The organism is Streptomyces sp. NPDC048353 (genome assembly GCF_055587165.1).
This window is the reverse complement of record NZ_JBVJGU010000004.1, coordinates 412011-434498: the sequence shown is the minus strand read 5'-3', so window position 1 is coordinate 434498 and position 22488 is coordinate 412011. Positions and strand designations below refer to the sequence as shown.

19 protein-coding genes, 2 CRISPR repeat arrays and 1 riboswitch (1 of these 22 cut by a window edge) are annotated in these 22488 nt (G+C 70.9%); of the genes, 9 read left to right on the top strand and 10 right to left on the bottom strand.

Annotation, left to right across the window (positions count from 1 at the left end; all coding sequences use genetic code 11):
* A CRISPR array of direct repeats spans window positions 1-57; the repeat unit is 29 nt; unit sequence GGGACCATCCCCGCGGGTGCGGGGAGCAG (it extends 889 nt beyond the left edge of the window).
* A 93-nt stretch (window positions 58-150) separates the two neighbouring features.
* Window positions 151-912: direct repeats of the CRISPR family, unit length 29 nt; unit sequence GGGACCATCCCCGCGGGTGCGGGGAGCAG.
* Between the two features lie 93 nt (window positions 913-1005).
* The 9 genes from cas2e to ACZ6RC_RS17130 form a co-directional block, all read right to left on the bottom strand.
* A complete protein-coding gene (gene cas2e / locus ACZ6RC_RS17170) occupies window positions 1006-1362 on the bottom strand; it encodes a type I-E CRISPR-associated endoribonuclease Cas2e (RefSeq protein ID WP_469583690.1) in 357 nt (118 codons plus the stop codon).
* A complete protein-coding gene (gene cas1e, locus ACZ6RC_RS17165) occupies window positions 1359-2330 on the bottom strand; it encodes a type I-E CRISPR-associated endonuclease Cas1e (protein ID WP_469583686.1) in 972 nt (323 codons plus the stop codon). The genes cas2e and cas1e overlap by 4 nt, the downstream gene beginning before the upstream one ends.
* 4 nt (window positions 2331-2334) lie before the next feature.
* Window positions 2335-3108 (bottom strand): type I-E CRISPR-associated protein Cas6/Cse3/CasE, encoded by a 774-nt coding sequence (gene cas6e / locus ACZ6RC_RS17160; protein ID WP_469583683.1) that lies wholly within the window; start codon window positions 3106-3108, stop codon window positions 2335-2337.
* Window positions 3099-3824 carry a type I-E CRISPR-associated protein Cas5/CasD gene (gene cas5e / locus ACZ6RC_RS17155; protein WP_469583680.1) on the bottom strand — a complete coding sequence of 242 codons (726 nt, stop codon included), beginning with the start codon at window positions 3822-3824 and terminating at the stop codon, window positions 3099-3101. Before cas5e ends, cas6e begins: the two co-directional genes overlap by 10 nt.
* Window positions 3821-5014, bottom strand: a complete 1194-nt coding sequence (cas7e, locus tag ACZ6RC_RS17150) for a type I-E CRISPR-associated protein Cas7/Cse4/CasC (protein ID WP_469583676.1) — start codon at window positions 5012-5014, stop codon at window positions 3821-3823. The genes cas5e and cas7e overlap by 4 nt, the downstream gene beginning before the upstream one ends.
* Window positions 5011-5718: a type I-E CRISPR-associated protein Cse2/CasB gene (gene casB, locus ACZ6RC_RS17145; protein WP_469583674.1), complete on the bottom strand. Its 708-nt coding sequence runs from the start codon at window positions 5716-5718 to the stop codon at window positions 5011-5013. Before casB ends, cas7e begins: the two co-directional genes overlap by 4 nt.
* Complete coding sequence (gene casA, locus ACZ6RC_RS17140; protein ID WP_469583671.1) at window positions 5715-7406, bottom strand: type I-E CRISPR-associated protein Cse1/CasA; 1692 nt, start codon at window positions 7404-7406, stop codon at window positions 5715-5717. Before casA ends, casB begins: the two co-directional genes overlap by 4 nt.
* Entirely contained in the window at window positions 7399-10332 is a 2934-nt protein-coding gene (gene cas3 / locus ACZ6RC_RS17135; RefSeq protein WP_469583669.1) for a CRISPR-associated helicase Cas3', read from the bottom strand. Before cas3 ends, casA begins: the two co-directional genes overlap by 8 nt.
* A gap of 709 nt (window positions 10333-11041) precedes the next feature.
* Entirely contained in the window at window positions 11042-11182 is a 141-nt protein-coding gene (locus ACZ6RC_RS17130; RefSeq protein ID WP_469583666.1) for a hypothetical protein, read from the bottom strand.
* Window positions 11183-12365: 1183 nt separating this feature from the next.
* Between ACZ6RC_RS17130 and dhaK the strand changes: the two genes are divergently transcribed.
* From dhaK to ACZ6RC_RS17085, 9 genes are all read left to right on the top strand, one after another.
* Complete coding sequence (dhaK, locus tag ACZ6RC_RS17125; RefSeq protein ID WP_469583663.1) at window positions 12366-13358, top strand: dihydroxyacetone kinase subunit DhaK; 993 nt, start codon at window positions 12366-12368, stop codon at window positions 13356-13358.
* 239 nt (window positions 13359-13597) lie between these two features.
* Window positions 13598-14239: a dihydroxyacetone kinase subunit DhaL gene (gene dhaL / locus ACZ6RC_RS17120; protein ID WP_469584359.1), complete on the top strand. Its 642-nt coding sequence runs from the start codon at window positions 13598-13600 to the stop codon at window positions 14237-14239.
* A gap of 40 nt (window positions 14240-14279) precedes the next feature.
* Window positions 14280-14687: a PTS-dependent dihydroxyacetone kinase phosphotransferase subunit DhaM gene (locus ACZ6RC_RS17115; protein WP_469583659.1), complete on the top strand. Its 408-nt coding sequence runs from the start codon at window positions 14280-14282 to the stop codon at window positions 14685-14687.
* Between the two features lie 72 nt (window positions 14688-14759).
* Window positions 14760-14968: riboswitch (cobalamin riboswitch) on the top strand.
* 29 nt (window positions 14969-14997) lie between these two features.
* Window positions 14998-15696 (top strand): energy-coupling factor ABC transporter permease, encoded by a 699-nt coding sequence (locus ACZ6RC_RS17110; RefSeq protein ID WP_391137500.1) that lies wholly within the window; start codon window positions 14998-15000, stop codon window positions 15694-15696.
* Window positions 15696-16046: an energy-coupling factor ABC transporter substrate-binding protein gene (locus ACZ6RC_RS17105; protein ID WP_469583657.1), complete on the top strand. Its 351-nt coding sequence runs from the start codon at window positions 15696-15698 to the stop codon at window positions 16044-16046. The genes ACZ6RC_RS17110 and ACZ6RC_RS17105 overlap by 1 nt, the downstream gene beginning before the upstream one ends.
* Window positions 16047-16052: 6 nt before the next feature.
* Window positions 16053-16802, top strand: a complete 750-nt coding sequence (cbiQ, locus tag ACZ6RC_RS17100; protein ID WP_469583654.1) for a cobalt ECF transporter T component CbiQ — start codon at window positions 16053-16055, stop codon at window positions 16800-16802.
* A complete protein-coding gene (locus tag ACZ6RC_RS17095) occupies window positions 16799-17644 on the top strand; it encodes an ATP-binding cassette domain-containing protein (RefSeq protein WP_469583651.1) in 846 nt (281 codons plus the stop codon). Before cbiQ ends, ACZ6RC_RS17095 begins: the two co-directional genes overlap by 4 nt.
* 183 nt (window positions 17645-17827) lie before the next feature.
* Window positions 17828-19852 carry an FAD-dependent oxidoreductase gene (locus tag ACZ6RC_RS17090; RefSeq protein WP_469583648.1) on the top strand — a complete coding sequence of 675 codons (2025 nt, stop codon included), beginning with the start codon at window positions 17828-17830 and terminating at the stop codon, window positions 19850-19852.
* Window positions 19853-19882: 30 nt separating this feature from the next.
* Complete coding sequence (locus tag ACZ6RC_RS17085) at window positions 19883-20422, top strand: PadR family transcriptional regulator (RefSeq protein WP_391137515.1); 540 nt, start codon at window positions 19883-19885, stop codon at window positions 20420-20422.
* A gap of 119 nt (window positions 20423-20541) precedes the next feature.
* Here ACZ6RC_RS17085 and ACZ6RC_RS17080 read toward each other — a convergent pair whose 3' ends face one another.
* Window positions 20542-22431: a heavy metal translocating P-type ATPase gene (locus tag ACZ6RC_RS17080; protein ID WP_469583644.1), complete on the bottom strand. Its 1890-nt coding sequence runs from the start codon at window positions 22429-22431 to the stop codon at window positions 20542-20544.
* Between the last annotated feature and the right edge of the window lie 57 nt (window positions 22432-22488).

The window sequence follows — 22488 nt, the reverse complement described above, 5'->3', positions numbered from 1 at the left end:
AGCTGTACGCCGAGCTGGAGGCCGAGAAGGGACCATCCCCGCGGGTGCGGGGAGCAGGCCACCACCAACAGCTCCGGGGCGATCAACCGGGGACCATCCCCGCGGGGTGCGGGGAGCAGCGGCAGGGCGGCCAGGAGCCGTTCCTTGGGCCGGGACCATCCCCGCGGGTGCGGGGAGCAGACCTTGTTGAGACTGGCTGCGGCCGTGGCAGGGGGACCATCCCCGCGGGTGCGGGGAGCAGGGCATCGCGGCCGAGGCCGGCGCCCGCGTCGCGGGACCATCCCCGCGGGTGCGGGGAGCAGTCCTCACTCGGGGCCTTCGTACCCGCGTTGGCGGGACCATCCCCGCGGGTGCGGGGAGCAGGCGGGAGTGGTAGCCGGTGGGGTTGAGGCGCCGGGACCATCCCCGCGGGTGCGGGGAGCAGAGGACGAGATCGCCGCCCTGGCCGCGCGCACTGGGACCATCCCCGCGGGTGCGGGGAGCAGCGACAGCTCTCCGGCCGGCGGGACGGGAACGAGGGACCATCCCCGCGGGTGCGGGGAGCAGGTGATGTCGAGGCGGCCCTGGTTGTCGGCGAAGGGACCATCCCCGCGGGTGCGGGGAGCAGTCACGAGTCGGCCTCTCGTCAGGTAGTGGTCAGGGACCATCCCCGCGGGTGCGGGGAGCAGGACTGCCACTGCTGCGGGCAGCCGCCCGGAAAGGGACCATCCCCGCGGGTGCGGGGAGCAGAAGGCTGCGATGAATGGTCAGTCACTTGGCCAGGGACCATCCCCGCGGGTGCGGGGAGCAGATCATCGTCTCCCCGCCGCTGTACCACAGCACGGGACCATCCCCGCGGGTGCGGGGAGCAGGTAGGTGCAGTCACGGCGCTTCTCCTAGGACGGGGACCATCCCCGCGGGTGCGGGGAGCAGACTCCGTGACCTGCATCTTTTGGGCGGTCCACGCTCCTTCCACGCCACTTTCATCGAATCCGGCATATCGAACAAAAGGTATGTCTCATTGCCTCATGACCTTCCGAAACGGCGCCGCTTCGATGCGTTGCTCCAGCCCGGCTTCGGTGGCCCATCACTTGCCCTCTCTCCCCTTCCTGCCTTCGAGCGGCGAATCAGCGTGAGGCCCTCGTGTTCGACCGGGTGCCAGGCGTGGTCGAAGGTACGGAAAGCGAAGCCCTGCTCGTTGTTGGTGGTATGGGCGAGGAGGGCTCGGCCTTGGTCGGCGTACTGCTGGACTTCGTGCCAGAGGATGTCGCGGATTCGGGCGGACGGATTTCCGATGAAGACGCCTGCGGAGATTTCGAGAAGCCAGCGGGTCAGGAAGCCCCTGAGCCCAGGTGGGCAGTTGGTCAGGACAATCACGGTCACCAGGTCATCGCCCCGTCGTCGTCACCGGCTGATCCGTAGTTAAGTCCGGCAGCGACTCGTTGGTCTCTGTCGCTTTGGAGTGTGACGACGTCCCCGTCGGCGGCGACAGTCGGACCGGAGCCGACGGGCGGAAGCAGCAACCGCTTGATGTCGTCGACGCAGCGATCGAGCAGGGACGTCTCGTGGATGCGGTCCCGCAGGGCTCGTCGTGTACGTGAGGCAACGTCCTCCTCATCCTGAGCCGCGACGTCGAAAGCCAAAGGGATGCCGAGTTCGGTCTTGTATAGGTCGGCGATGTCCAGGACGAAGGAAAGCTCATGGCCTGAGTGGATGAAGCCGAGTGCCGGACTACAGCCGAGGGAGGCGACGACCGCGTGCGCGATGCCGTACATGCATTGCGCTGCGGCAGTAATGGCCTGGTTGACGGGGTCACCGGCGGAGAAGTCGCCCGGCACGTATCTGCGGCCCTGCCACGGCACTCCGGTGCGAGCGGCCTGGGCTCGGTAGCAGGCTTTGACCCGGGATCCTTCTCTGCCCAGGAGTTCGCGGCGCGTCAGTCCCTCGGGATCTTCGTCGGGGAACCTCAGTCGGTACATGGCACGTGCGACGGCGAGGCGTGAACGAGGGTTCGCCCATCGGGCCGCCTGTGCTTCGGCGAGGGCCGAGGACCGGGTCAGGGCGCGGCCGCCGGCGTAGTAGCGCACGCCTTGCTCGCCCACCCAGGCGACTGCGGCTCCGGTTTCCCCCAGGACGCTCATGGCCTGGTGGGTGATGCGGGTTCCGGGGCCGAGGAGCAGGGTGCCGATGGTTGCGGAGGGGATGTGGGTGGTGCCGTCGGCGTCTTCGGCGGTGATGGCGTTGGCGTCCCGGTGCACGGTGCAACGCTCCAGATAGACGAAGGAGAGCCGTTCGCCGGTGCGGGTGAGGTCGCGAGGGGTGAGTGCTGCGCGTCGGGAGACCGTTGTCACGAGGTCACTCCGCCGGCAGGGGCGCGAGCGTCATGAGGCCGCAGCCGTATGCCTTGGCCTTGCCCAGTCCACCGGTGAGGGTGCGGCGCATGGCGTCGGGGTCGGTGATCTCGAGGCGGCCGTCGAAGGTAACGGTGACGATGCTGACCGGCCCCCTGGACGGGGCCCCGGCGTCGCGGGGTTTGCCGAAGGCGAGGGCCCGGTGGTCGCGGACCGTGAGTTCGTAGCGGTCTCCGTGGTGGGGGCGCCTGTTGTGCGTGGTGCCCGCGGGCAGCAGTCGCTTGTCCTCCGGCTTCTCGAGGATGCGGAATCCGGAGCGTTCCTGGCGGTCAGGGTCGAGAAGCCAGCCCATCTGGTGGATCGGTGTCAGGTGCGCGGTGCGTTTGCGCGGTTCGTCGTTGGTGCGGCGGATGTGGTGGACGGGGTTGGCCGTCAGCCGGAAGCTCCAGCGTTCTCCCTTGGTCAGGCGGTCCAGGAGCGGTGCATAGGGGCGGGTCTGCCAGCCCGGGGAGTCCGAGGTGGTGACTGCCGGCCATCCGGCCTGTTCCACGAGGTGGGTGAGGTCGGGCCGGTCCGGGCTGGCGACGAAGAGAACGACCTCGGCGCGTGCGTTCTGGTCGAGGCGCCACAGCACCCGCTGCCCGTCCCTTCCCGGGCCGTCCGTGGGCAGCAGGGCGGGGAAGGACGACATGACGGCCGCATGCAGCGCCTGGGGTGAGGCGAGCAGGCGGCGGGAGCCGGGGCGTGCGGCGTTGATACGGAAGCGGGTCAGGAACACCAGGCGCTCGTTTCTTCTTCCAGAGCGGCGAACGGATCGTGCGGGATGCCCCCGGCATCGTTGGGCACCGTCACCTCTCTGCGCACGACGGTGCGCAGGGCGTGGCGGCGGTGCTCGGCGGCGAAGCTGACCGGCTGGTCACGCAGGACGTCGCCGTTGGTGTCGTCTGGCCCGGCCTCGTGCAGTACGGCCAGTTTCACGGCGGCTTCTCTACGGTGCTGTCGGCGGTACCAGGCGGCGGCCTGCCACCGTTCGTCGCGCAAGGCCTGCAGGAGGTCCGGGCCGTGGTGGAGGTGAAGGTCGACCGGGTGGGCGGGCGGGCATGAGCGGCGCCCGAGGAACGGTGCATACACCGGTGTGCGCAGGGCGGTGTGCAGGTCGGTGAGGAACTCGTGGTCCCCTTCGACCGCGGCGACGAATACGGCGTCGGCGAGGTAGTAACGCTCGGAGAGGGGCATGGATTTGCCGGTGACGGCGTGGTGGGCTGTTTGGAAGTCCCGTAGGCGGGTGCCGGGCTGGTCGATCCGTACGCCGAACCGCAGTGCTGCGAGGGGTCGAAGACTTTCGTCGTCGCCTCGTTCGATGCCTTTGGCTGCGGCGAGCAGGCCGATGATGCCGCTTTTGGTCGGGGCGGATTCGGTGGTGCGGCGGACGAACCGGGCCGAGGCCCCCCACGACTGCAGGGGGCCGGCGAGCTTGAGGGTGAGTACGCTCATGCGGGCTTCTCCAGCCGTTCTGCGACGGCCTGGCCCACGGCGGCGACGAGGTCGCCGATCCTTTCGGTCTCGGTGCCGATGCCGGCGAGCTTCTGTGTACTCGCGCCGATCCGCAGGACCCAGGTGAGGGTGGAGTCTTCGTCGCCGTACGCCCGCTCGATGTCAGGGATGTACTCCGCGAGCCGTTCGCATGCCTCGCGGACGTGCCCGCCCTGGTCGCCGCGTACCGGGTCTTCGAAGGCGGCGACGAAGCTGATGGGGCGGGTGGCGCGGAGCTTGACGACGACCGCATCCGGGAGCGTGTGGTGCCCGAAGGTGTTGATCTTGCCCTTGGGCAGGGAAGACACGAAGCCGCGGACGAACGCTTCGACGGCGCGGCGGGTCGGCGTGGTCGGCGGTTCGTCCTCACGCAGGCCCTGGCCGAGGTTCTCGGCCAGCTGGTGCACGCCGAGCGCCGCGTAGCGGTAGAGCGTGGCGGAGTTGAAGTCGACGGTCCCGATCATTCCCGCGCCGGGTTCCGCGTCGGTGTTCTTGTCATCGACGGCCGTGTAGTAGTCCGACTCGTTCTCGACACGGTGCACGCTGATCGCGTGGGCCACTTGGGCGGCGGCGTCGACACTGATGTCGGCGACGTCGGCGACCATGCGGCCGAACAGCGCGATGTCGACGGAATGGGAGGTGTCGGCGATCTGCTTGGCGCGCCCCTTGTTCTCCTTGTCCTTCAGGTAGGCCTTGATGTCGGCGGCGCCGTCGACGGCCAGGCGGGCCAGTCCGTCGAGCTGGCGGGCGCTGAGGAACACCAGGTACTTCGCCTCGGGCAGGGGGGCGCTCTCCCCGTCCTTGGCCGCTGCCGCCTTACGCTGGGGCACCACGATCTTCAGGCCGGTGGCCTGGGCGACCTCCGCGGCAAGCTGCTGCGCCGGCTCTCCTTCCAGGGCCGGATCGATGACACCGATGCGGGTGGCGAGGACTTCCACGACCTTCTTCGTCCGCACACCGAGCTCGTTGGGATCGAGCAGGTGCTCGTCCTCGAAGTACTCGCGGGTCGCACGCTTCCAGGCCTGGCTGGAGACGCGGGCGCGCGGCACTCCCCCGTACACGGCTGTCTTCGGTGCTCCGGTTTCGTCCCGGTTGAGGTTGCTGGGCGGCACGGTCTGCAGAGCGTGCACGTCGAGGAAGATGCGGTTCACGAAGCGTCCTTGTCGATCGGAACGGTGGTGTCGAGAGCTTCGGCGCCTGCGTCGGGATGTGCGGCCGCGGGTGTGCGCCGGAGCTCGTCGTCCTCCCGCCAGGCGTGAAAGGACCGGCCCCACTCGGTGCGCACGGCGTGCGCACCGCCGGGCCATTGCCATTGGTAGAGCTGCCCGGCGATCAGCCCGTAGTCGAGAGCGACTTCCGTACGGCGCAGGAGGACGACGATGTCCCTCAGTCGCTGGGCCAGGACCGTCAGGTCCGGTGCGCTGCCCGCACGTACCAGCCGCTTGCGCAGAGGCTCGTCGATCTCGTCCGGTTTCATCAGCCGGTGTACCGCGGCTCCCAAGCCCCTGGGACGTTCGCGGCGGTGCATCTGATGCATGCCGCTGCCGCGGCCCTGTTGGTGCACCGCCCACAGAGTGAGGGCGACATGAACGGCGCCGTCGGCCCGCACCAGTTCGCGTTCGCTCAGTGGCCGGCCGTCACGGCGTACCTCGTACAGCGGGGCAGTGTCGACGAGGTTCCACAGGTCGGGCACCTGGCCGGCGTCGCGGCCGGCGCCCCGGCGCAGCCGGGCCAGTGCCGCGACCGCGGTCGCCTCGTCTCCGAGGTAGCTTGTCTGCCAACTGCTGATGCGCTGGTGGACGAGCTGGGCGACCAGCTCGCGAACCGGGGCGGGGGCCGTGCTGATGGTCGTCATGCCTGCACCTTCCGGGAGGGGCTCGTCGACGCGAGAGCCGCCGCGTCCGAGGACTGGTCGGAGTAGGGGTGGCCCAGGGCCTTTCCCATCCGGGATGTGAACCACGTGCGCGCGAGTGACGAGTTGAGCCACACGCTCCCCTGATTGGCCGGCATCGTGCGGCCCCGCCATGCCGCCTCGCCTGCGTCGGCGACGAGCCGTTCACCGAGATCGGTGACGATCCGGTACACCTGGCGCTGCCACACCGTGCGCTGCTCGTAGGGGTCATCCGCCGACCCCAGGCCGGACAGCCACATGCGGTAGGGGCCTTCGAGAGCACCGAAGGCCCGGTCACGCGCCGCGACACGCGGACTGTCGTTGTCCTTGCCCGCCGCACGCTGCAGGTCGGAGGCAAGATCACCGAGTGCTCTGACCGCCTGATCGGCGTCGGTGACGGCGTCGATCGCTTGCTGGGCGTACTCCCGGTCCTGTCGGTGCAGCAGGATCACGGCCATCGCCAGATGGTCGTCGACCACCTCGTCGACAACGGACTGCTGGGTGCCGTACCTGGCGCCGACGATCCGGGCCCGGACGAGGAAACCACGAGGAAGCTCGCCCTCATTCACCAGACGGGCGATCCACTCCAGAATCCCCGGACGCAGGAACCTGGGTGCGTCCGACCCGGCCGTCACAGCCTGCGACCGTTCCGCGATCAGCGAGTCCAGGCCCCGCCACGCGGACCGCTCCGGGTCGTGCTCGCGCGGCATGTAGACGAGAGCCTCACCGTGCTTCTTCTCCTGCGCCTCACTGCGCCTCCAGGCCGTCATCGGCTCGCACATGTGCCTGTTGCGCGGGTGCAGCGGATCGCCGTAGCCGAGAGCCACGCCATAGGCCCCCTCGGCGTCCACATGCAGCCGCAGACGCCGGCTCTGCCACGTGTACAGGTCCCGCACCCCGGTCGGGGTACGCTCCACACCGCCGGGTCCGCTCGGCTCACGGCGCCACGCGGGCAGGTCACCGGGATCGAAGCGAAGGCCGCTGGTGTCGGCTGCCACGAGATTGAGCAGCAGCGTCTCGCGCAGGTCCCGGCCCTCGACGAAAACGCCGCCGAGATTGCCGGCCCACCCCACCCCCAGGGGATAGACCTTGCCGCCCTTCGCCCGGGGGTCTCCCTCGACACCGCTTTTGATGCCGGAGGTGTCGTAGGCATGCGTGTGGACGACCCACCGAGCGGCTTCCGCGAAACCGAGCCTGCTGACCGTAGGCATCCGGGCGGCGAAGAACGGCTCGCCGTTGGGAACGTCCGCCACGATCCGGTTCAGCGAGAAGACCTCGTCCTTCGCCGTACGCAGCCCGGCCGTCTGGAAGAACGGCGCCTCGGCGTGCAGGAGGTCGAACCGGTCCCGGTACGTGTCGAGGTAGTCACCCATGCGGCTGAAGCACTGCTCATCGTTCCACAGCAGCGACCACTGATCGACGTCCGCCGGTCCCTCGAACGCGTCGTGGATGATGGCCAGCAGCAGCCGCACCAGAGCGAACTCCTGGGTCGGCAGATCGCCCGTGATCCGGCGCAGCTCTCCCGCCCGGGCGAACACCTCACGCAGCGATAGCTCCTCTTGGGCGCCGTCCAGCCGGAGCACCTCGATCCACGGCCGTTTCGTCAGGTCGAACGACAGATTCTCTGAGCTGAGTTCGGTGGATTCAGGCACGGGTCACCTCGAGTCCGTCGGTCCTGCTGTACCGGAGGGAGAAGCCTGCCAACCGGGTCCGACCCTCCTCATCGAGCGCGAGAATCAGGTGCCCGGCGAGCCAGTGACTGTCCTTCACCTGCCACGCGGGCACATACAGTTTTTCCAGCTCGGTGATGGCCCGGTCCATGACCTCGGCGTACGAGAACTGGATCGGCAGGCGCAGTCCGCTCGCCGCCGCCGTACGCGCCGCGAGTGGCGCCGGGACTTGGTCCTGGGGCAGTACCAGCCCACCGATCTGCTTGCCGTGGCGGTCCTGTCCCAGCCACGGCACCGTGGTCAGCACCCCGTCGGCACGCCGCTGGACCACGACGACCTCCAAACTCTCGCGGCTGTCCCGAACCTGCGCACGTCCGGCCCGCGTGTCATCCGCGTCCCCCGCGCCGGCGGCCACCCATCCGAACAGGGGTCTGCCCGCCTTGCCGACGTCGTCGAGCCGGAACGTCTCCGCCCGGTGGGCCTGATCCGCCCGACGCTCCTCGTGCCTGGCGAGCGCTTCGGCCAGCGCATCCGTCCAGCCCTCCGGCCCCACAGGGCCGTCCGTGTACGCACTCTGCACCAGCGGGCTGATGTCCTCCGGGAGTCGCACCGGTCGCCCGGCCCCGCCATCGAGGTGGGGCAGCAGCGCCGCCGCGGACCGTAGTAGTGCGTAGGCCCCGTACACGGCGACCGACCCACGCGCGGGAGCCGGCACGTCCCCGTCCCAGTCGACCCCCGTCACCAGACACCGCGCCTCACGCAGCCGCGGCGGACGCTCCGCCTGCTCCACTCCCCGCTGATGCCGGTGAAGACGCCCCAGACGCTGAAGCAACAGGTCAACCGGGCACAGATCCGTGACGAGAAGGTCGAAATCAACGTCGAGGGACTGCTCCGCTACCTGGCTGGCGACCACGATGTGCGGCCCCACGGGCCGCTCGGGCGCCTTCTCCGGCGGCCCGAAAAGCCTCGACAGCGCCGCGTCGTTCGCCGCACGGTCGATGTCGAGGAAACAGGAGTGCGCGACCGTGACACGGTCCTCGCCGAACCTCGCCTGCATCACCCGTGCCGTCTGCAGCACCCGGCCGACCGTGTTCCGCACCACCAGCACGCAGCCACCGCCGCCGAGTTCCGCTTCCAACCGGTCTCCGAGAACATCCAGACCATCCTCGAGACGCTCCAGCCGGACGGGCGCACCCCGGCCGGAGGACACCGGTCGGCGCATCACAGGCTCACCGCCCCGAACCACCGCCGTCAGCAGTGGATAGTCCCCTGCCGCCGCGACCGCTTCGAACGCCGCAGCCGTCGACATTTCTTGCCGGCCGGCCCCGGCGTACGCCTCCACCAGCTCCCTGCGACGGCCCGCCGGCAGTGTGGCCGACAGCACGACCACCGGCACCTCATACGCGCCCAGCCACGACAGGACCCGGTCGAGATAGACACTCATGTACGCGTCGTACGCATGGGCTTCGTCGATGACGACGACCTTTCCGGCGATCGCCAGGTGCCGCAGCGCCAGGTGCTTGCTCTTGAGACCGGCGAACAGCAACTGGTCCACGGTGCCCGCGACGAAGGAGGACAGCATCGCCTTCTTCCGGCCGCGCAACCAGGCATGAGCCACCAGGTCCGCCGGAGCACTACGACCGCTGTCTCCCGGCCGCCACGACACACCCTGCGGCGCATCAGCATCAACCGCCACCACAGGCCGTGTGCTGCGCATGAGGTCGGCGAAGTCATCGTTCAAGGCGGCTTTGGAGTGAGCCAGCAGTACCGAGTGCCGTGTGCCCTCCCGTGCAGGCAATCTCCTCAGCCAGCTGAGCAGCCGTGGAAACATCGCACTGCCCGTCGCCATCGTCGGCAGCGCAAAGAACAAACCGCCCGCGCCCGACCGGGCCGCGAAGATCTCCGCCACGGCAAGCGCGGCCTCGGTCTTCCCCTCCCCCATCGGCGCCTCTATGACCATCAGCCCCGGATCGGCCATGGTCCGGGCCAGCTCGACGGCTGCCTCCTGCACCGGCCGCGCTTTCGCCCCCGCCGGAAGACCGAACCGGGAAGCGAACAACTCTTGCGCATCTTCGACCGGCTCCTCCGGGCACCAGGCCGGCGGCAGATCCAGACCACGCCACGCCGCGGCCGCACGCTCCGCACCGCTCCGCGGAACGTCCTGCGGGTAGTACGGAAAGAGATCCGGGTTGCTCGCGATCCAGTCGGAGACGATCACCAACGCCGTCAGCAGCACCTGCGCAGGCTGCGGCAACCGCACCGCGCCCCAAGTCCTCAGCCGGTCCCGCACACCGAACTCGTCTGCACAGGCATCCAGCAGCTCATCCTGCATCCGCCGCCACAGAGCACGGCTCTTTCCCGGCGTACGCAGCAGCTGACCACGACTGTCCAACGCGGTGATCTGACCATGCTCAGGCGGCACCCCATGATGCCCGCCCACCACGACCGTGAACTGCCCACACTGGCGGGCCGCCCAACCGCACTGCTCCTCGAGCCACTCTCCGAGCAACACCTGCCCCGCAAGCCCATGCGGGGCCAACTTGCGATCAGGCCCCATAGCCCCCTGCGACTTTATTTCCAGGCCCTGCGCCCGCATCCGGTCAGCAAGCTGATCCACCTGACACGCGAACGCCGGAGTCGCCTTCCCGATGTCGTGCACACCCGCCAGCCACACCGCCAGCAACCGGCCGTCAGCCTCCCCACCCGGGAGCGCCGCACCGATCAGCCCACGCACGCGCGCAGGCAGCCACCGGTCCCACAGCAGGCCCGCCACTGCAGCGCTGTCCTCCATGTGCTGCCAGAGAGGCAGCCATCCGTCGGAGTCCCTGTCGTGCTTGGCCCACACCACCAACGCCGGTCCGGCGAGCCGCCCTTTGAGGCCTGCACGGCCCGCCCCCACGCTTGTCATGCCAGATGACTACCGGCATATTCTGGTGAAGGGTGGCCATATGACGAAAACAGCCAAGTTCTCATCCAATTTCCTCGATCTGGGTCCACAAGGCGCACCGACTGCCTAACCTGAGCGGTTTACGATCTGGTACGTGACTGCTGCTCGACCTGGACGTTGATGGACGGCCTGCTCCCCGCACCCGCGGGGGTGGTCCCGTGTCCTCCTCCCTCAACGGCGGTCGCCTCGACTGCTCCCCGCACCCGCGGGGATGGTCCGGAGGCGAGGACGCTGCCGCTGACCGTGCCATCCTGCTCCCCGCACCCGCAGGGATGGTCCCGGGCCCGACCAGTAGGTGGGGCTGCTTGGGTCCTGCTCCCCGCACCCGCGGGGATGGTCCCAGGGCGTGACCGGCGGCGTTGGTGGCCTGCGTCTGCTCCCCGCACCCGTGGGGATGGTCCCCAGCGGACGATCGCGTTGACGAGGTCGGGGATCTGCTCCTCGCACCCGCGGGGATGGGCGCATGCTCGTCGGCGCAAGCCCTTGCATATCAACTGCTCTGCGCGCGCGTAGCCCTGTTGCGTAATTGGGTTGCGGCTGCAGGCCAGGAGCCGATTGCCGCTCGGCTGAACAATCTGCGCTTGTAGGCTGCTAGCTCCCGACAGCACGCGCGCACTTCGCAAGGCCGATTCCCGCTGACACATATAAGGCATTGATCTTGATGACAGGGTCAGTGAGGCATCCCCCCGCCCGAGCCCATCAGGATGTAGAGCAAGGCCATCACCCCGACGGCGACGAGTAGCGGCTCACGGGCGCCCGGGTGCGCATACGCGATGTACGCACCAAAAGCGCCACCAAGCAGCAGCACCATAAGGTAAGGGTTCAAGGGGCCAGGACCACCAGTCACCGGCCCACCGCCAAGGAGATCGGCGGCCGGAGGTCAAGCCCGGTGGTGGCCGACTGGCGCACCCGGCACCCAAGGTGGGGCGACTGCGACCGATTTCGCGCCGTTTCCCCTGTGCCTGCTTGTCGAAACGCCGGGCACTTCCGACAGGTGCAGCTACTGGCGCCCCGGGCGCAAGAGAGAGAAGACGGTAAAGGACTACTTGCTGGTCGCGGTGAAGCTGATTCGGGGTAAACATGGATTGCGCTAGGACTGCAGTTCACGGCGTTCGCTCCCCATGCTTGTAGGTATAGCTCCAGGACGCCGACGCCCGTTGCGGACTTAACATGCTCCCGACGCTTTGTGCGAGCTTCCTAGCTCGCACAAAGCAACTGCGTTGCCATTTGGGCCCTTTCCGCCCCTTCATACGAGACGCTTTCCCCTTCCCGCTTGCCCTCTTGGGCACGTTAGCTCCGTACTGGTGGATGTAACGAACGTTGCAGGGGAAAGGAAACGCTTTGGCGGCAAGTCGGAGACCGGCGGTCTTACAGCAAGCCAGGAGGCCCTGGACTGACTGACCTCCGGGCGGCGGCGAGGGTGACCCAAGTTGGGCCGACATCGTTAGCATTCCGCTCCCCGCACCCGCAGGGATGGCCCCGTTGCCGGGGATAGAGGAAGCGCAACCCTTCATTGCTCCCCGCACCCGCGGGGGATGTCCCGGCAGCAGCGTCTTGAAGGAGTTCAAGCGCGACTGCCCCTTCGCACCCATAACGGCCCGCCACCATGTCATCGACGGCAGCCACAGTGGCGGGCCGGGGCATGAGGGGGGAAAGGGTCGTACAAAGCCACGGCAGGAGGGCGCTACGCGCCGGGGCGCTCCCACTCATGGCTCCGGCCCTGCAGACGCGCTGGAAGCAGAGCCACCGGGACCCGGCCCCTGACACACCAGTGCGCGCAGACGATCTCGCGTCGACAATGGCGTCATGATGCGCACCCGCGAGGCCGATCCCCGCCACCCGAAACTGATGCTGCGTCAGGAGAGTCCGCATCAGTACCGCACAGACCTTCCCACGCCGTAACCAACCACCAAGATCGATATCCAGTCTCACATGCTCTGACCTGCAAAAATCGTGTTCAGCCACATCCCTGCCAGTCTCACCAGGAGGTATCCATGAGGATGCTGATCAACGTCCCGGAGACCGTGGTCCCCGACGCGCTGCGGGGAATGGCGGCCGCTCATCCAAAGCTGACCGTCGACGTGGAGAACCGTGTCGTCCTGCGGCGGGACGCGCCCGTCGAGGGCAAGGTGGCGTTGGTGTCCGGGGGTGGGTCGGGGCATGAGCCGTTGCATGCCGGGTTCGTGGGGCCCGGGATGCTCGCGGCCGCTTGTGCCGGGGAGGTGTTCACCTCTCCGGTGCCCGATCAGATGGTGCGGGCCGCCGCCGCGGTCGACAGCGGGGCGGGTGTGCTGTTCGTCGTGAAGAACTACACCGGCGACGTGCTCAACTTCGAGATGGCCGCCGAGCTGGCCGAGGACGAGGGCGTCCAGGTCGCCAAGGTGCTCGTCGACGACGACGTGGCCGTGACGGACAGCCTCTACACCGCCGGTCGGCGCGGCACCGGTGCGACGCTGTTCGTGGAGAAGATCGCGGGTGCCGCCGCCGAGGAGGGCGCGCCCCTGGAGCGGGTCGAGGCGATCGCCCGGCGGGTGAACGAGCGGTCGCGCTCCTTCGGCGTGGCGCTGAGCGCCTGTACGACGCCCGCCAAGGGCAGCCCCACCTTCGCCCTGCCGGAGGGCGAGCTGGAGTTGGGGATCGGCATCCACGGCGAGCCGGGGCGCGAGCGGCGCGCGATGATGACCTCGCGGGAGATCGCGGACTTCGCCGTCGAGGCCGTCCTGGACGACCTGCGGCCCTCGGGCCCCGTCCTCGCGCTGGTCAACGGCATGGGGGCGACGCCGCTGCTGGAGCTGTACGGGTTCAACGCCGAGGTCCAGCGGGTCCTCGGCGAGCGGCGGATCCCGGTCGCCCGCACGCTCGTCGGGAACTACGTGACCTCCCTCGACATGGCCGGCTGTTCGGTAACGCTCTGCGCGGCCGACGAGGAACTGCTACGCCTGTGGGACGCACCCGTACAGACGCCCGCCCTGCGCTGGGGCCGCTGAGAAGGAGAGTGCCCGACGTGGACGAACCGACCGCAGCCGACGGACCGGCCGCGACTGAGGGACCGACCGGAGCGAACGCGCCCGGCGGGCAGGCCGGAGCAGACGTGCCCGGCGGGCCGACCGGAGCGAACGCGCCCGGCGGGCAGGCCGGAGCAGACGTGCCCGGCGGGCCGACCGGAGCGAACGCGCCCGGCGGGCCGGCCAGAGCGAACGCGCCCGGCGGGCCGGCCGGGGCAGACGTGCCCGGTGGGCCGGCCGGAGCGGAGGCGCCCGGTCCCGCCGACGGGCTCGATGCCGCGTTCTTCCGGGCCTGGCTGGCCGCCGTCGCCGCCGCCGTCGACCGCGAGGCCGACCGCCTCACCGAGCTGGACTCCGCCATCGGCGACGCCGACCACGGCTCCAACCTCAAGCGGGGCTTCGCCGCCGTCACGGAGGTTCTGGAGAAGGAGCCTCCCCCGACACCGGGCGGGGTGCTCACCACCGCCGGGCGTCGGCTTATCTCCACCGTCGGCGGGGCCTCCGGACCGCTGTACGGCACCCTCTTGCGCCGCACCGGAAAGGCGCTCAGCGACGCCGGGACGGTCACCCGCGAGACCTTCGCCGAGGCCCTGGCCGACGGGGTCGCCGCCGTCGCCCAGCTGGGTGGTGCGCAGGTCGGCGACAAGACGATGCTGGACGCGCTCGTCCCGGCGGCCGACGCGCTGCGCGAGTCCTTCGAGGCGGCCGCGGCGGCCGCCGAACAGGGCGCGCTGGCGACCGTACCGCTGCGGGCCCGCAAGGGCCGCGCCAGCTACCTGGGCGAACGCTCCATCGGGCATCAGGACCCCGGGGCCACCTCGTCCGCCCTGCTGATCGCCGCCCTCGCGGAGGTGGCCGCATGACCCGCCGTCGCGACGGCACCACCGGTACGGAGGTGGCCCCGTGACCGGCGGCCCGGTCGGCATCGTCCTCGTCTCGCACAGTGCCGCCGTGGCCTCCGCCGTCGCCGAACTCGCCCGGGGAATCGCGGGCGGCGGCCCCTCCGCGCCGATCGTCCCCGCGGGCGGGGACCCCGGCGGCGGCCTCGGTACGAGCTCCGAGCTGATCGCCGAGGCGGCGCGGGAAGCCGACCGGGGGGCCGGTGTCGCCCTCCTCGTCGACCTGGGCAGCGCCGTGCTGACCGTCAAGGCGCTCCTCGCCGAGGGCGACGAGCTGCCCGAGGGGTCCCGGCTGGTGGACGCCCCCTTCGTGGAGGGGGCGATCGCCGCCCTCGTCACGGCGAGCGCGGGCGGCGACCTGGACGCCGTGGAGGCGGCGGCAGCGGAGGCGTACACGTACCGAAAGGAGTGAGCAGGGGGCGCGAGAGACCCGTCACACACCGTCCGCGGAAGCCTCCGTGTTGTGATGCGCCTGGTCAACCCACTAATGTCACACCGCCTTGGTGTACGGGAAACCGGTGTGGAACCGGTGCGGCCCTCGCCACTGTGATCGGGAAGTCCGGCTCCACCCCTCGGGGAGAACCCTTCGAGGGAGCCACTGCACCGCCTCGGGAGACCGTCGCGGTGTGGGAAGGCGGAGCCGCGACGGCATGACCCGTCAGCCAGGAGACCGGCCAAGGTGCGTTGTCCATCCACGAGGTGCTGGAGAGGGTCTCCCGATCATGCATATAGCCGAGGGCTATCTACCGCCCGTGCACGCCGTCGCCTGGGGCGTCGCGTCCGCTCCCTTCGTCGTCCACGGCGTCCGTGCCCTGACCCGCGAGGTCAAGGCCAACCCCGAGTCCACCCTGCTGCTGGGCGCGTCCGGCGCGTTCACCTTCGTCCTGTCCGCCCTCAAGATTCCTTCGGTGACGGGCAGTTGCTCGCACCCCACCGGCACAGGGCTGGGGGCGATCCTGTTCCGGCCGCCGGTGATGGCGGTGCTCGGCACGATCACCCTGCTGTTCCAGGCGCTGCTCCTCGCCCACGGCGGGCTCACCACGCTCGGCGCCAACGCCTTCTCGATGGCGATCGTCGGGCCCTGGGCCGGATACGGGATCTACCGCCTGCTGCGGCGGTTCGACCTCCCGCTGATGGTGAGCGTCTTCTTCGGCGCCTTCGTCGCCGACCTCTCCACGTACTGCGTCACCAGCGTGCAGCTCGCGCTGGCCTTCCCCGATCCGGGCAGCGGTGTCATGGGCGCGCTCGCCAAGTTCGGCTCCATCTTCGCCGTCACGCAGCTGCCGCTCGCGGTCAGCGAGGGTCTGCTGACGGTGCTCGTGATGCGGCTGCTGACGCAGTCCAGCAAGGGCGATCTGACCCGTCTCGGGATTCTCCTCCCGGGCGCCCGGAAGACCGAGAAGGCGGAGGCGAACGTCTGATGAGCCGTAACGCGAAGATCAACACGCTGCTGCTGCTCATCGTCGCGGCACTGGCCGTGTTCCCGCTGGTGCTGGGTCTCGGCGACCACAAGGAGGAGCCGTTCGCCGGCGCCGACGCCGAGGCGGAGGTGGCGATCACGGAGATCGCGCCCGACTACGAGCCGTGGTTCAGCCCGCTCTACGAGCCGCCGTCGGGCGAGGTCGAGTCGGCGCTGTTCGCGCTGCAGGCGGCCCTCGGCGCCGGTGTCCTCGCCTACTACTTCGGTCTGCGCAAGGGCCGCAGGCAGGGCGAGGCCCGTGCCGGGGCTCCCGGAGCCCCGTCGACGGCGGCAGCGACCGGCGACGAGTAGTCGCCGATGCTGCCGATCGACGCGGCGGCGCACAGCAGTCGCTGGCGCCGCCGTCATCCGTGCGAGAAGGCGGCTCTGGGCTTCGGTCTGACGCTGTGCGCGGTCTGCCTGCCGCCGTGGCCGGGGGCGGTCCTGGTCGCGGCGGCCACCCTGGCCGTGCTCCTCGGTCCGGCCGGGGTGCCGGGCCGTCAGCTGTGGCGGGCGTTCCGGATTCCGCTGGGCTTCTGTGTGACGGGCGCGGTCCCGCTGCTCTTCGAGGTGGGCGGGGCGCGCGGTGTCGTCGCCCTGGCGCCCGACGGGCCGGTCCACGCCGGTGAACTGCTGCTGCGGACCTCGGCCGCGTCCCTCGGGGTGCTGCTGTTCGCCTTCACCACGCCCGTCTCGGACGTGCTGCCGCGGCTGGTACGGGCGGGGGTCCCGGCGCCCGTCGTGGACGTCGCCCTCGTGATGTACCGGATCAGCTTTCTGCTCCTCGACTCCATGGCGAAGATCCGCCAGGCGCAGGCGGCCCGGCTGGGTCTGACGACCCGGGCGGCGACCTGGCGCTCGCTCGCCGGGCTCGGGGCGACCGCCTTCGTCCGCGCCTTCGACCGGGCGCAGCGGCTGCAGTCCGGCCTCGCGGGGCGCGGCTACGACGGGACCCTGCGGGTCCTGGTGCCCGGCGCCGTCGTCTCGCGCCGGTTCCTGGCGGCGACGGCCGGCCTGCTCGGCGGTCTCGTCGCGCTCACTCTCGTACTGGAAAGGTCCCTCCCGTGAGTCTTCGTTCCCCCGTGGTGGAACTGGTCAGGGCGGGCTTCGCCTACGAGGACGGGCCCGCGGTCCTCGACGGGATCGACTTCGCCGTGCCCGAGGGGCGGGCGCTGGCCCTGCTGGGCAGGAACGGCAGCGGCAAGACGACGCTGCTGCGGCTGCTGAGCGGGGGGCTGCGGTGCGGGAGCGGCGCGCTCCGGCTGGACGGCGAGGAGGTGTCGTACGACCGCAAGGGGCTGACCCGGCTGCGGACGACGGTCCAGCTGGTCGTGCAGGATCCGGACGACCAGCTGTTCGCGGCCTCGGTGGGCCAGGACGTGTCGTTCGGGCCGATGAACCTGGGGCTGCCCGAGGAGGAGGTACGGCTCCGGGTGCGGGAGGCGCTGGAGGCGCTGGACATCGTGGCCCTGGAGGACCGGCCGACGCATCTGCTGTCGTACGGGCAGCGCAAGCGGGCGGCGATCGCGGGGGCGGTGGCGATGCGGCCGCGTGTCCTGATCATGGACGAGCCGACGGCCGGCCTCGACCCGCACGGGCAGGAGCGGCTCCTGGAGGTGCTGGGGCGGCTGCGGGACGCGGGGACGACGGTGGTCATGGCGACCCACGACGTCGACCTGGCGCTGCGCTGGGCGGACGAGGCGGCGGTGCTCTCCCCGCAGGGCCTGCGGACCGGGCCGATCACGGAGCTCCTCGCCGACGACGCACTGCTCACGGCGGCGCGGCTGCGCCGGCCCTGGGGCATGGCGGTCTCCCGGCTGCTGCGGGCCCACGGTCTGCTGGCGCCGGACGCGGACGGTCCGCGCACGGCGGAGGAGCTGGACGCGTGGGCGGAAGTGGGCCGCCGGTAGGGACCGACAGGTCGGGGGCGGGGGGGGGGGGCGCCGGGGGGACACGGCCCCGGAAAGCTCATCCCCGGCCCTCGCCCACCGACGTAGCGCAGATCACGCCCCCATCCTTATGCAACTTGTTGCACAAGTCGCTTCGGGTCGTCTACAACAGGGCGTGACGTTCCTGCGCGAGGAGGCGCCCCGATGGCCCCGACCACCCCGTACCCGCACCTGCTGAGCCCCCTGGACCTCGGGTTCACCACCCTGCCCAACCGGGTGCTCATGGGCTCCATGCACGTCGGCCTCGAAGAGACCGAGAACGGCTTCGCGCGGATGGCCGCGTTCTACGCCGAGCGGGCGCGCGGCGGCGTCGGCCTCATCGTGACCGGCGGCATCGCCCCGAACGAGGCCGGCCGCCCCTGGGACGGCGGCGCCAAGCTCAGCACCGAGGAAGAGGTCGCCGAGCACCGTCTCATCACCGACGCCGTGCACGAGGCGGGCGGCCGGATCGCGATGCAGATCCTGCACTTCGGGCGGTACGCCTACCACCCCGCGCTCGTCGCGCCCAGCGCGATCCAGGCCCCGATCAGCCCCTTCGTACCGAACGAGCTGACCGACGCCGAGGTCGAGCAGACGATCGAGGACTACGCCCGCTGCGCCGAACTGGCCAAGGCCGCCGGATACGACGGCGTCGAGGTCATGGGCTCCGAGGGCTATCTGATCAACGAGTTCATCGCGGCCGCCACCAACCGGCGCACCGACCGGTGGGGTGGCGCGTACGAGAACCGGGTCCGCTTCCCGCTGGAGATCGTCCGCCGGATCCGCGAGCGCGTCGGCGAGGAGTTCATCCTCGTCTACCGGCTCTCGATGCTCGACCTGGTCCCGGGGGGATCCACGCTGGAGGAGGTCGTCGCGCTCGCCAAGGAGATCGAGGCGGCCGGCGCCACCATCATCAACACCGGCATCGGCTGGCACGAGGCCCGGATCCCGACCATCGCCACCTCCGTGCCCCGCGGCGCCTACACCTGGGTCACCGAGAAGCTGATGGGCGCGGTGAGCATCCCGCTGGTCACCAGCAACCGCATCAACACCCCCGAGGTCGCCGAGCGGATCCTCGCCGAGGGCCGCGCGGACATCGTCTCCATGGCCCGGCCGTTCCTCGCCGACCCCGACTTCGTGGCCAAGGCCGCCGCCGACCGCGCCGACACCATCAACACCTGCATCGGCTGCAACCAGGCCTGTCTCGACCACACCTTCAGCCTGAAGATCACCTCCTGCCTGGTGAACCCGCGCGCCTGCCACGAGACCGAACTGGTCCTCTCCCCCACCCGCCGCGCCAAGCGGATCGCCGTCGTCGGCGCCGGCCCCGCCGGGCTCTCGTGCGCGGTCTCGGCCGCCGAGCGCGGCCACACGGTCACGCTGTTCGACACCGCGGACGAGATCGGCGGCCAGCTCAACGTCGCCAAGCGGGTGCCGGGCAAGGAGGAGTTCAACGAGACCCTCCGCTACTTCCGCGTCCAGCTCGACGCCCGGGGCGTCGAGGTCCGGCTGAACACCACGGCCACCACCGAACTCCTCGCCGGCTACGACGAGGTGGTCGTCGCCACCGGCGTCACCCCCCGCACCCCCGAGATCCCGGGCATCGACCACCCCAGCGTCGTCAGCTACCTCGACGTCCTGCGCGACGGCGCGCCCGTCGGCGACCGGGTCGCGATCATCGGCGCGGGCGGCATCGGCTTCGACGTCGCCGAGTTCCTCACCGACGGCGGCGAGGGCGCGAGCCAGGACCCCGAGACGTACTTCCGTCAGTGGGGCGTCGACACCTCCTACGAAGGACGCGGCGGACTGCGCGTCCCCGAGCGCCCCCGGCCGCCGCGCCAGGTCCACCTCCTCCAGCGCAAGGCCACCAAGGTCGGCGCCGGCCTGGGCAAGACGACCGGCTGGATCCACCGCACCGAGATGAAGCACCGCGGCGTGAGCATGGTCGCGGGCGCCACGTACGAGCGGATCGACGACGAGGGCCTGCACCTCACCGTCGACGGCGAGCCGCGGACCGTCCCCGTCGACACCGTCGTCCTGTGCACCGGCCAGGAACCGCGCCGGGGCCTGTACGAGGAGCTGATCGCCGCGGGCCGTACCGCGCACCTGATCGGCGGCGCCGACGTCGCCGCCGAGCTGGACGCCAAGCGCGCCATCGACCAGGGCACCCGCCTGGCGGCGGCTCTGTGAGCCGCACGGCCCGAATCTAGGATTGCGCGCATGTCCCTCCCGCACGCGATCCTGACGGCGCTGCTCGAGAAGCCGTCCTCCGGCCTCGAACTGACGCGCCGCTTCGACCGGTCGATCGGCTACTTCTGGTCGGCCACGCACCAGCAGATCTATCGCGAGCTGGGCAAGCTGGAGCAGGCGGGGCACATCCGTGCCCTGCCCGCCCGGACCCCGGCCCGCGGACAGAAGAAGGAGTACGAAGTCCTGCCCGCGGGCAGCGCCGAGCTGACCGAGTGGGTGGCCAGGACCGAGGACCCCAAACCGCTGCGTTCCGCCCTGCTGCTGCGGATGCGGGCCGCCGCGGTGGTGGGGGCGCCCGGGATGACCGCCGAGCTGCGGCGCCATCTCGACCTGCACCGGAGGCAGTTGGACGAATACCTGGAGATCGAGGTACGGGACTTCCCGCCGGAGCGCCGGGAGGGCGAGCCCGACCGGCTGCGGCATCTCGTGCTGCGCGGCGGGATCGACCTGGAGCGGTTCTGGGTGGAGTGGCTGACCCACGCCCTGAAGGAGCTGGAGGGGCAGGCCTGAGACCTCGGGGCCGCGCGGGGAACGGAAGCCCGCGGCCCCACCGGCGGGGCACACCGGTCACAGCGACACAGCAGTGCGGCGGTACAGCGGCACCGCGACACGTCGGCACCGCGGCAGCCCTACTCCCCCGCCGTCGCCTTCCGCCAGGCCGCGTCGCGCAGCAGCCGCAGTCCGTTGAGCCCGACCAGGACCGTGGAGCCCTCGTGGCCGGCCACGCCGAGCGGCAGCGGCAGGTGGCCGGCGAGGTCCCAGACCACCAGCGCGCCGATGCAGGTGCCGGCGATCACCAGGTTCTGGACGACCAGCCGCCGGGCGCGGCGCGAGAGGGCCATGACGGCGGGGACGGTGGAGAGTTCGTCGCGTACGACGACGGCGTCGGCGGTCTCCAGGGCCAGGTCCGAGCCGGCCCGGCCCATCGCGACACCGGTGTGGGCGGCGGCCAGGGCCGGGGCGTCGTTGACGCCGTCCCCGACCACGAGGACCTTGGCGCCGGCCCGCTCCCACTCCCGTACCGCCGCCACCTTGTCCTGCGGCAGCAGCCCGGAGCGGATGTCCGTGAGGCCGGCCGGTGCGGCGATCCGGGCGGCGGCGCCGGCGTTGTCGCCGGTCAGCAGGGTGGGGGCGGTGCCGGTGAGCCGGGTCAGCGCGGCGACCGCCTCCGATGCGCCGTCACGGAGCCGGTCGGCGAGGACGAGGACCGCGACCGGAGCCCCGTCGACGACGACCTCGACCGCCGTGTCGGCGTGGGAGCCGTCGGCCCGGCGCACCCGCACGTCACGGCCCTGCACGGTCGCCCGCACGCCCTCGCCGGGTACGGAGGAGAAGTCGCTCGCGGCGGGGATCCGCAGTCCGCGTTCGCGCGCCGCGGCCACGATCGCGCGGGCCAGGGGGTGTTCGCTGGACCGTTCGGCCGCGGCGGCGAGTGCGAGCGCGCTCTCCTCGCCCCGCACCTCGACCAGGCGCGGGGCCCCTTCGGTGAGCGTGCCCGTCTTGTCGAGCGCGACCCGGTCGACGGCGCCGAGGCGTTCCATCACCACGGCGGACTTGACGAGGACCCCGTGGCGTCCGGCGGTGGCGATGGCGGAGAGCAGCGGCGGCATGGTGGCGAGGACGACCGCGCAGGGCGAGGCCACGATCATGAAGGTCATCGCGCGCAGCAGGGTGGTGGTGAGGTCGGCGCCGAACAGGAGCGGGACGGTGAAGAGCGCGAGGGTGGCGACGACGACGCCCACGGAGTAGCGCTGTTCGATCTTCTCGATGAAGAGCTGGGTGGGCGCCTTGGTGGCACTGGCCTCCTCCACCAGGGCGACGATCCGGGCGATCACCGACTCCCCCGCGTCCTTGTCCACGCGGACGCGGAGCGCGCCCGTGCCGTTGAGGGTGCCGGCGAAGACCTCGTCTCCCGGGGCCTTGGCGGCGGGCAGCGACTCGCCCGTGATGGTGGCCTGGTCGACGTCGCTCGCGCCGTGGAGCACGGTTCCGTCGGCGGGCAGCCGCTCCCCCGGCCGTACGAGCACGGTGTCGCCGACCCTCAGCGCGGCCACGTCCACCGCCTCCTCGGTGCTGCCGCGGAGGCGGACCGCCTTCTCGGGGGCGAGGTCGAGCAGCCCGCGGACGGAGTCGGCGGTGCGGCGGGTGGCGAGCGCCTCCAGGGCGCCGGAGCAGGCGAAGATGACGATCAGCAGACCGCCGTCGAGGTACTGGCCGATGGCCGCGGCGCCGAGGGCGGCGACGACCATGAGCAGGTCGACGTCGAGGGACCTCTCGCGCAGCGCCCGGAGCCCGGCCAAGCCCGGTTCCCATCCTCCGGCGGTGTAGCAGACGGCGTAGAGCGGCCCCCAGGCCCAGGCGGGGGCTCCGGCCAGGTCCAGCGGCAGCGCGCAGAGGAAGGCGAGGGCGGAGAGCGCCGCCCAGCGGACCTCGGGCAGCTCGGACAGACGGGTGCGGCGGGCGGGCGGCGGGGCCGCCGCGGCACGGGTGGCCGCGCTGTCGAGCACCGGGGAAGCCATGGGAGTCCACCTCTTCGGAGGCCGGGGACGGGCAGGGAACGGGCAGGGGCGGGACGC